At 61.3% G+C, this 9,076-nt stretch carries 9 protein-coding genes; 7 read left to right on the forward strand and 2 right to left on the reverse strand.

Annotation, left to right across the window (positions count from 1 at the left end):
* Positions 1-122 precede the first annotated feature (122 nt).
* Both HFK74_RS31795 and HFK74_RS31800 read right to left on the reverse strand, forming a co-directional pair.
* The gene (locus tag HFK74_RS31795) at positions 123-770 is read right to left on the reverse strand and encodes a c-type cytochrome (RefSeq protein ID WP_180206993.1); all 648 of its coding nucleotides are present in this window, start codon (positions 768-770) and stop codon (positions 123-125) included.
* Between the two features lie 10 nt (positions 771-780).
* Entirely contained in the window at positions 781-2,022 is a 1,242-nt protein-coding gene (locus HFK74_RS31800; RefSeq protein ID WP_180206994.1) for a molybdopterin-dependent oxidoreductase, read from the reverse strand.
* A gap of 368 nt (positions 2,023-2,390) precedes the next feature.
* Between HFK74_RS31800 and HFK74_RS31805 the strand changes: the two genes are divergently transcribed.
* The 7 genes from HFK74_RS31805 to HFK74_RS31835 all read left to right on the forward strand — a co-directional run bounded on the left by HFK74_RS31805 (position 2,391) and on the right by HFK74_RS31835 (position 8,794).
* Positions 2,391-3,371 (forward strand): quinone oxidoreductase, encoded by a 981-nt coding sequence (locus HFK74_RS31805; RefSeq protein WP_180206996.1) that lies wholly within the window; start codon positions 2,391-2,393, stop codon positions 3,369-3,371.
* Positions 3,372-3,385: 14 nt separating this feature from the next.
* Positions 3,386-4,234 carry a TauD/TfdA family dioxygenase gene (locus HFK74_RS31810; RefSeq protein WP_180206997.1) on the forward strand — a complete coding sequence of 283 codons (849 nt, stop codon included), beginning with the start codon at positions 3,386-3,388 and terminating at the stop codon, positions 4,232-4,234.
* Between the two features lie 78 nt (positions 4,235-4,312).
* Complete coding sequence (locus HFK74_RS31815; RefSeq protein WP_180206998.1) at positions 4,313-5,365, forward strand: 3-keto-5-aminohexanoate cleavage protein; 1,053 nt, start codon at positions 4,313-4,315, stop codon at positions 5,363-5,365.
* Positions 5,366-5,473: 108 nt separating this feature from the next.
* Positions 5,474-6,805 (forward strand): MFS transporter, encoded by a 1,332-nt coding sequence (locus HFK74_RS31820; protein ID WP_180206999.1) that lies wholly within the window; start codon positions 5,474-5,476, stop codon positions 6,803-6,805.
* Positions 6,802-7,464: a DsbA family oxidoreductase gene (locus HFK74_RS31825; RefSeq protein ID WP_180207000.1), complete on the forward strand. Its 663-nt coding sequence runs from the start codon at positions 6,802-6,804 to the stop codon at positions 7,462-7,464. The genes HFK74_RS31820 and HFK74_RS31825 overlap by 4 nt, the downstream gene beginning before the upstream one ends.
* Positions 7,461-7,787, forward strand: coding sequence for a Rieske 2Fe-2S domain-containing protein (locus HFK74_RS31830; RefSeq protein ID WP_180207001.1), 327 nt, complete (start codon positions 7,461-7,463; stop codon positions 7,785-7,787). The genes HFK74_RS31825 and HFK74_RS31830 overlap by 4 nt, the downstream gene beginning before the upstream one ends.
* Entirely contained in the window at positions 7,784-8,794 is a 1,011-nt protein-coding gene (locus HFK74_RS31835; protein WP_180207002.1) for a YeiH family protein, read from the forward strand. Before HFK74_RS31830 ends, HFK74_RS31835 begins: the two co-directional genes overlap by 4 nt.
* The last annotated feature ends 282 nt before the right edge of the window (positions 8,795-9,076 follow it).

Below are 9,076 nucleotides of genomic sequence, written 5' to 3' on the forward strand. Positions count from 1 at the left end.
ACACGCATCAAAAACAGTATTGCAGAAAAGGGGGTAACCATAGATGTAAGAGCGAAACCCTAGGTGGCCGTTACCGCAGCAACGGATATACACCCAATCCAAATATGCCCCTCATGGCCCGCTCACTGCTGCAGGATGAACGTCGCCAGGCTACGCAAATCGTCCGGGCTTAACTGCGCGAAAGGCGGCATCGGGATATCCCCCCATTTGCCGCTACCGCCGTGCGCAATGCTGGACGTTACCTTGGCCAGTGCCTGCGGGTCATTGGCGTACTTGGCAGCCACATCGTGATAGGCCGGCCCGACGACCTTGTGATCGATCGCGTGGCAGGACAGGCAAGCGTTGTTCTGCAGCAGGGCCGTGGCGTCGGCTTTTGCCACAGGAGCTGCCGTGGTTTGGCCTGTCGACGGATACGAGGCGGCCTGCACATCGGCATCGCTCGCCCGGGCACTGCCGTAGGTCGCCGCCAGGTAGGCGCCGATGATGGTCACGTCCTGATCGCTGATCGGAGCGCCGTACACATGCTGCATCTTGCCCGCTTCTGCCGTCCACTGCGCCAGGCTCATGCCCGGAGGCTGGAAGCTGATGTAGTCCGCTGAATGGCAGATGGAACATTTCTGCTGGGCCATTGGATAGCCAGGCAGCGCGCTGGATTTGAACGTAGCTGTTTCGGGCGGCAGGGTGATCGACAGTGGCGCTGCGCTGGCCATCCCGGCCAGGCAAATTTGCGTCGCGCACAGCAAGCGGGTCATGAGTTTCATGGGTTTCATGGGGCTCTCCTCAGGCGACGGTCACGTGGCTGGTTTCGACGACGTGGCGCCGGTAGCCGGCAGGGTTCCAGTCGGCTTGCAGCGGTTGTGTCTCGCCCGCGCTGTTAGTGGCTCGCACCATCAACTGTGTGGCGCCTTTGTGGGTAAGGGTGATCGCCAACGTCCACTCACGGAACGAGAAACGGCCAAGGTCCTGCCCAAGCGTGGCTTCACGCCAGAGCTTTCCACCGTCGATGGATATTTCCACCTTGTTGACCCCGGCGCCGCCATCGAACGCGATGCCCTTGAGCATCACGCTTTTTTTCCACGGCAACACATCACCCGTTTTAACGCTGGTAATGAAGCTGCGTACCGGCAACTTGGAGATCGGCCGGGTTTTTGCCGGCGTGGTGCCGGGGGCGATGCAGAAACAATCGTTATCCGGCACGCGGTAACCTTTCGCCATGAAGAAACCGTCGTACTCATGGTCGACGACTTCGATCTCGCTCAAGTGCTTGACCCAGTACGTGCCGAAATAGCCGGGCACCACCAGGCGTATCGGATAACCATTGAGGAAGGGCAGGTCGGTGCCGTTCATCGACCAGGCGATCATGGGCTCACCGTCCATGGCATGGCTGATGTCCAGGGCCTTGATGAACTCCGGCGTGCTTGGCAACACGGGCTTATCGAGTCCACGGAATGTCACTTGCCTGGCGTCGGCTTTCACCCCGGCCTTTTCCAGTACAGCCTTGAGCGGCACCCCCACCCAGCGCGCATTGCCCATTGAGCCGTTGCCCAGTTGCGCACCGAAAACCCGTGGCATCGAGAAACCACGACTGTTCCCCGAGCACTGGTTGACGGCCACCACTTCTACAGGCGGTGCCAGAGACTTGAGCTCTGCGAGGGACAGTGACAACGTGGTGTCGACCGCACCCTTGACCGTCAGCCGGTAGCTGTCCGGATCGATGCTGGTCGGGAAATTGGCCAGGTGGTAACGCACGAAAAAGGCGTCATTGGGGGTGATCGGCCCTTCGTTGAAAACAGCGAAGGGCGTTTCCAGGTGCGGCGGGCGAGTGGTCACCAGGGTCAGCGGTCGTTTTTGCGGGTACTGCACCAGTGGCCGTGGGCCCGCCGCAAAGGTCACTTCTTCGGCGGTTTCGTCGGCTGCCCTGGCGATGCTGGCCAAGGGCGAGGCGGCCAAAGCCAGGGTGAAGGCATCGCGTAGAACCCGTCGTCGGGTTGGCTTGCTGTTATCGACAAAACTGAACTTCATTCTGCGCTCTCTCTGATTGTTTTTTTGAGATGCAACCGATGGCCCTCATCAGGGCGCAAAAGCATCGGTCTAGACGTGCCGCGTCACTGATTGATGAGCAAACCAGTATCGTCACACGCAGGTTGTCTGCTTCTCATTGGGCGTCAGGGAGTTAGCAATCGATGACAGCGGCCGCCAATGCGCAAACGACAGCGTGAAGCAAGGCACGGTATGACCGGCCCGTGGCAGGACCGTATCGAGCGACGCCCGTTGTCACCAAATGTGCCGGCGCTGTCGTTCGATGAGATGCGCTCAGGCGACCTGAGGCTTACATTCCAGTCAACGTAATCGCCGTAGTGCACCCAGAACGCTGATTGGAGAAAAAAAGCATGGCCCAAGTCGTACGATTTTACGAAACCGGTGGTCCCGAAGTTCTTCGCTTTGAAGAGGTCGAGGTCGGCGATCCAGGTCCTGGCGAGGTTCGTCTGCGCCATGTAGCGGTCGGCCTCAACTATGCCGACACCTACTTTCGTAATGGCACCTACCCGATCCCGATGCCCAATGGCATCGGCGTCGAAGCCGCCGGTGTGGTGGAGGCGGTGGGCGAGGGCGTGAGCAATGTGGTGGTCGGCGATCGGGTCACTTACACCGGCTTTATCAACACCCTCGGTGCCTACAGCACCGAGCGCCTGATCCCGGCTGCACCGTTGATCAAACTGCCGGAAAGCATCTCCTTCGAGACGGCGGCGGCCATGACCATGCGCGGGCTTACCTCGGCGTACCTGATGCGTCGCATCTATGACTTCAAGGCCGGTGACAGCATCCTGCTGCACGCTGCCGCTGGCGGTGTCGGCCTGATTGTCTCGCAGTGGGCGAAGCTGCAGGGCCTGAATGTGATCGGCACCGTCTCCAGCGAGGCCAAGGCTGAACTCGCCCGTGCCCATGGTTGCGATCACGTGATCAATTACAGCCACGAAGACGTGGCCAAACGCGTGCGTGAATTGACCGACGGTGTCGGCGTCAACGTGGTGTTCGATAGCGTTGGCAAGAGCACCTTCGAGGGCTCGCTGGACTCCCTCAAACGACGTGGCCTGATGGTCTGCGTCGGTACGGCATCGGGCCCGATTCCGCCCTTCAGCCCGGCGCAACTGGCGATGAAAGGCTCGCTGTTCATGACCCGTCCGGCACTGGCCGATTACATCGCCGACCCGGCAGAGAAGGCTGACCTGGCCGCTGAGATCTTCGGCCTGGTCGGCAGCGGCAAGATCAAGATCGAGATCAACCAGCATTACAGTTTGCTGGACGCCGTGCAGGCTCACCAGGATCTGGAGTCGCGCAAGACCACTGGCTCATCGATCTTCGTCATCTAAGGAGGTCTGCCGCCATGCAAGTCGAACAACTTACCTGCAGCATTGGCGCAGAGCTGACGGGCGTCAACCTGGCCGATGCCGTCCATGACGACGGCCTGTTCGCCGAGATCCGCGCCCAGTTGCTCAAGCATCGCGTGCTGTTCCTGCGCGACCAGGACATCAGTCGTGCCGAGCATGTGGCCTTTGCCCAGCGCTTTGGCGAACTGGAGGATCACCCGGTCGTCGGTAGTCACCCGGATTATCCCGGCCTGGTGCAGGTCTACAAGAATCCGGACAGTCCGGTCGACCGTTATGAGAACTCCTGGCACACCGATGCCACCTGGCGCGAGGCACCGCCGCTGGGCGCCGTGCTGCGCTGCCTGGAGTGCCCGCCGGTCGGTGGCGACACCATGTGGGCCAATATGGTGGAGGCCTACAAGCATCTGCCGAACGACGTGAAAGCCAGGATCGAAGGCCTGCGCGCCCGACATAGCATCGAGGCGACCTTCGGCGCAGCGATGCCGATCGAGAAGCGCCTGGCGCTCAAGGCCCGGTACCCGGACGCCGAACACCCGGTGGTGCGCATCCACCCCGAGACCGGTGAAAAAGTGCTGTTCGTCAATTCGTTCACCACGCACTTCACCAACTTCCACACCGCCGAGCGGGTGCGTTTCGGCCAGGATTTCACCCAGGGCTCGTCCGAGCTGCTGCGCTACCTGACCAGCCAGGCCAACATCCCGGAGTATCAGGTGCGCTGGCGCTGGAAGCCCAACAGCATCGCCATCTGGGACAACCGCAGCACCCAGCATTACGCCGTGATGGATTACCCGGCTTGTCATCGCAAGATGGAGCGCGCCGGGATCATTGGCGAAAAGACCTACTGAGCAACTCCACCTGCACCCATGCCAAGGCCTGCTCCGTACAGCCTGTCGGGCAGGCAAAAACAAAAACAGGAGATAACCATGCAGTTTTTCGACGATTCCCTGCACCCCGATACCATGGAAAAAGTGGTGATTACCGTCGCCCCTTACGCTCCACAGTGGATGCCTGGCGACTTCCCGGAAGACATTCCGCTGACCATGGACGAGCATGTGCAGGCGGCGGTCGACTGCTATGAAGCCGGCGCCACCGTGCTGCACTTGCATGTCCGCGAACTGGACGGCAAAGGGTCCAAGCGCCTGTCCAAGTTCAACGAGTTGATCGCCGGCGTGCGTGAAGCCGTACCGGACATGATCATCCAGGTCGGCGGCTCGATTTCCTTTGCCCCTGAAGGCGATGGTGCCGAAGCCCTGTGGCTCTCCGACGATACCCGGCACATGCTCGCGGACCTGACGCCCAAGCCGGATCAGGTCACGATCGCCATCAACACCATTCAAATGACCATCACCGAGCTGCTGTATCCGGAGGGCATTGAAGATACCTCCCTGTTCGACCCGGCCACCCATGCCGCCTATAGCGAAATGACCGTGCCGGCAGGTCCTGCCTGGGTCGCCGAGCACCTCAAGCGCCTGCAAGCGAGCAATATTCAGCCGCACTTCCAGCTGACCGGTATTCATGCCTATGAAACCCTTGAGCGCCTGGTGCGCAAAGGCATCTACAAGGGGCCATTGAACCTGACCTGGATCGGCATTGGTGGTGGTTTCGACGGCCCGAACCCGATGAACCTGATGAACTTCATCAATCGTGTGCCGGATCGTTGTACCTTGACCGCCGAGTCGCTGCTCAAGAACGTGCTGCCGCTCAACACCATTGCGTTGGCCATGGGCTTGCACCCACGCCTGGGCAATGAAGACACCATCATCGATCAGCACGGCAAGCGCTTCTCTTCCGTGGAGCAGGTCAAACAGACGGTGCGCATCGCCCACGAGTTGGGGCGTGAAATCGCCACCGGCAAAGAGGCGCGCGACATCTACCGTATCGGCGTGCAGTACAAGACCGTTGAAGAAACCCTGTTGGCCAACGGCATGGCACCGAACCGCCAGCCGAATCAGAAGGGCGTACCACAACGCGGGTAATCCGGTTGGCGGGGCAGGGTGCCAATGGCGTCCTGCCCCTGCTCATCTCTACGCGCGGGCAAGACCGAAAACAATAACAAAACGGGTGCTAGACACCGAGGAGGCAGCATGGCGTTTCACCACAGTACAGTGGCCGATGAGATGGATACTTCGATTGGCATTCCGCGACGGTACGCCTGGATTGTGTTTGTGCTGACCTTCGGCCTGTTGATTTCCGATTACATGTCACGGCAGGTACTCAATGCCGTGTTCCCGATTCTCAAGAACGAGTGGACGCTGAGCGACGGCCAACTCGGTCTGCTCAGCGGCATCGTTGCACTGATGGTCGGCCTGCTGACGATTCCCCTGTCGCTGCTGGCCGACCGCTATGGCCGGGTCAAGAGCCTGGCGCTGATGGCCGCGCTATGGAGCCTGGCGACCCTGGGCTGCGCCCTGGCACAGAACTACCCGGAAATGCTGTTTGCGCGCTTCATGGTCGGCGTCGGCGAGGCGGCCTACGGCAGCGTCGGCGTCGCCGTGGTGGTATCGGTGTTTCCCAAAAGCATGCGAGCGACCCTCGCCAGTGCCTTCATGGCGGGCGCCATGTTCGGTTCGGTGCTGGGTATTTCCATTGGTGGGGCAATTGCGGTCAAGCTGGGCTGGCGTTGGTCCTTCGCCAGTATGGCGCTGTTCGGCCTGGTGTTGGCGGCGCTTTATCCGATCATCGTCAAGGAAGCGCGCATTGCCCCGCAGCGCCTGGCCACGGTCGCCAGCAAGACCGCAGCGACGGTCAAGAGCCCGCTGCGCACCTTGTACGGCACGCGTTCGGTGATTGCTGCCTACGTCGCCAGCGGCCTGCAGACATTCGTGGTGGGCAGCATGATTGTGTGGATGCCGAGCTATTTCAATCGCTACTACGCGATGGGCGAAGGCAAGGCGGGCGTCATGGCGGGCGTCATGGTGTTGTGCTGCGGCGTCGGGGCGATTCTGTGCGGCATGCTCAGTGATCGCCTGAGCCGGCAATCGCCGTTGCGCAAGATCGAGATGTCCATGGTGTTCTGCCTGGGCAGTTGCCTGCTGATGTCGCTGGCTCTGGTGCAGTCCGTTGGCCCGTTGCAGTTGGTGCTGATTGGCCTGGCCATGCTATTGGTGACTGGCGTCAACGGCCCGACCATTGCCACGATCGCCAACCTGACCCACTACAAAGTGCATGGCACCGCGTTCGCCACCCTGACACTGGTCAACAATCTGCTCGGCCTGGCCCCGGGGCCTTTCCTCACCGGCCGGGTGTCTGATCTGATCGGCCTGCACGGCGCCTTCCAGTTGATACCGCTGATGAGCATCGCGGCAGCGGCGGTGTTTTTCTACATCCGCTGTCACTATCTCGCTGACATGGCCCGCGTGCAGGGTGGGACTGTCGAAGAAGTGCCCACCAAAGCCGCGATGGAGGTGTCGTCGTGACAGGGACATTGCGCATCAATGTGTTCTTCGACTTCATTTGCCCCTGGTGCCTGATTGGCAAGCGTCAACTAGAACGCGCACTCACACAGTTGCGCGCCAGCCACCCGCAAGTCGAGGTGGAATTGGCCTGGCATGGTGTGCAGCTGCTGCCACACCTGCCGGCGCAGGGCGTGCCTTTTGTCGAGTTCTACCGCCAGCGACTGGGCAGTGTCGAGGCGGTGCAAAAACGCCAGGCGCAAGTCCGGCAGGCCGCGCAAAGCGTCGGCTTGAGCATCGACTTCAGTGGCATCAGCACCATGCCCAACACCGCCGATGCCCATCGTCTACTGGAGCGTGCCGCTGAACTGGGCAGCGTAGCGCAGCGCGATGCCCTGTTGGAACGGCTGTTCGCCGCCTATTTTCATCGAGGCGAAGATATCGGAAACAGTGCCACCCTGCTGTCGATCGCCGAGTCCTGTGGCTACCCGCGCTCGGCCTTGGCCGACTGCCTGGAGGGCGCTCGAGCCCTCTACAACGATGGTGGGATGAGCGCCAGGGGCGTGCCGTATTTCATCTTCAACCGTCGCCAGGCGTTGTCCGGTGCGCAGCCGGCCGAGGTGTTGTTGCAGGCCATGTACCAGGCCCTTGCGCCGGACGTTGCCGGGAGTCAATCGGCATGAGTCGGCGCATCGCGGTGCCGCCGGAAAAAGTCCCGGCACCCGGCATGCGCACGCTGTTCGAGCCTGCGGGCAGCAGCCTGGCGCTGTTCAATGTCGCCGGCCAGCTCTACGCCATCGACGACAGCTGTCCGCACCAGGGGGCTTCACTCTGCGGGGGGCGACAGGAGGGCCGAGTCATCCAGTGCGGTGCCCACGGCCTGCGCTTCGACCTGGCGAGTGGCTACCTGCTCAATTCGAACAGCGTGAAGGTTGAAACCTACCCGGTCGAGGTGGTCGACGGCCAGGTGTTCATCGTCGTCGCGTGTAAGGAACCGAGCTTATGAGTGCCATTGCACTGGCCTATGTGCACAGCCGTGTTCAAGAATTGATGCCCGGTTTTATCGTCAGCCTGATCGTTGCCGCGGCAGCGAGTTTCCTTTCCGAGCACTATGGCGCGCCGGTGATGTTGTTCGCGTTGCTGCTGGGTATGGCGATGAATTTTCTTGCGGGCGACGGCAAGTGCAAGGCCGGTATCGAGTTCACCTCACGGACCGTGTTACGCATCGGCGTGGCATTGCTGGGCATGCGTATCACCCTCGAACAGATCGCCGCGCTGGGCTGGAAACCGGCGGCCCTGGTAGTGATCTCGGTCGTGGTGACCATCCTCGTCTCGATGGTGGCGGCCAGGGCCATGGGGTTCCAGCGCCTGTTCGGCATGCTCACCGGCGGCGCCACGGCCATTTGTGGTGCCTCTGCAGCATTGGCATTGGCGGCGTCCTTTCCCAATCATCCGCAGAAGGAGCGTGCCACGCTGTTCACCGTGATTGGCGTGTCGGCGCTGTCGACCCTGGCCATGATCGTCTATCCGATGATCGCCAACTGGCTCGAGCTCGATCCCCAGTCGGTCGGGGTGTTTCTCGGCGCCACCATTCACGACGTGGCCCAGGTGGTGGGTGCCGGCTACAGCGTGTCGACCGAGACCGGCGATACCGCCACGGTGGTCAAGTTGATGCGCGTGGCCATGCTGCTGCCGGTGATCGTTTGCGCGGCGATGATGTCCCGCACCCAGGGCGTCGACCCGACCGGCAAACGACCGCCGTTGTTGCCCTGGTTCGCCGTCGGTTTTCTGATGCTGGCGTGCATCAACAGCACCGGTTGGATAGCCCCGGTGGTGCAGGGTTCGATTAATGAGTTGTCGCGCTGGTGCCTGGTTATCGCCATCAGCGCGCTGGGCATGAAGACCCAGCTCAAGGAGTTGGCTGCGGTGGGGATCAAGCCGATCCTGCTGATGGTCGGGGAGACTGTCTTCCTGGTGGTGCTGGTGCTGTTGTTGATGCGTTGGGGTTTGTAGGCGGACGCCCCCCGGATTTGCTCCTTTTTGCGGTCGTCTGTTTCGGCAGATGGCCGTTTTTTTTCAGGTGTACATATCCATTCCTGCGGTAACGGCTGCTTATGGTTTCGCCCTTACGGCGACTCCCTTTTTCAAACGCCAAAAAGGAAGCAAAAGGCTTTGCCCCACCACTCGGTGCCTCGCCTAGGCTCGGCATGCCGTAACGAAGGCATTGCTCCGTGGATCGCCGCGATGGGCCGTCCCTGGCCCAGCGCGGCTAAACCGGCGTCCTGCCGGTTTCCC

Source organism: Pseudomonas sp. SbOxS1 (genome assembly GCF_013416725.1).
Taxonomy (GTDB): Bacteria; Pseudomonadota; Gammaproteobacteria; order Pseudomonadales; family Pseudomonadaceae; genus Aquipseudomonas.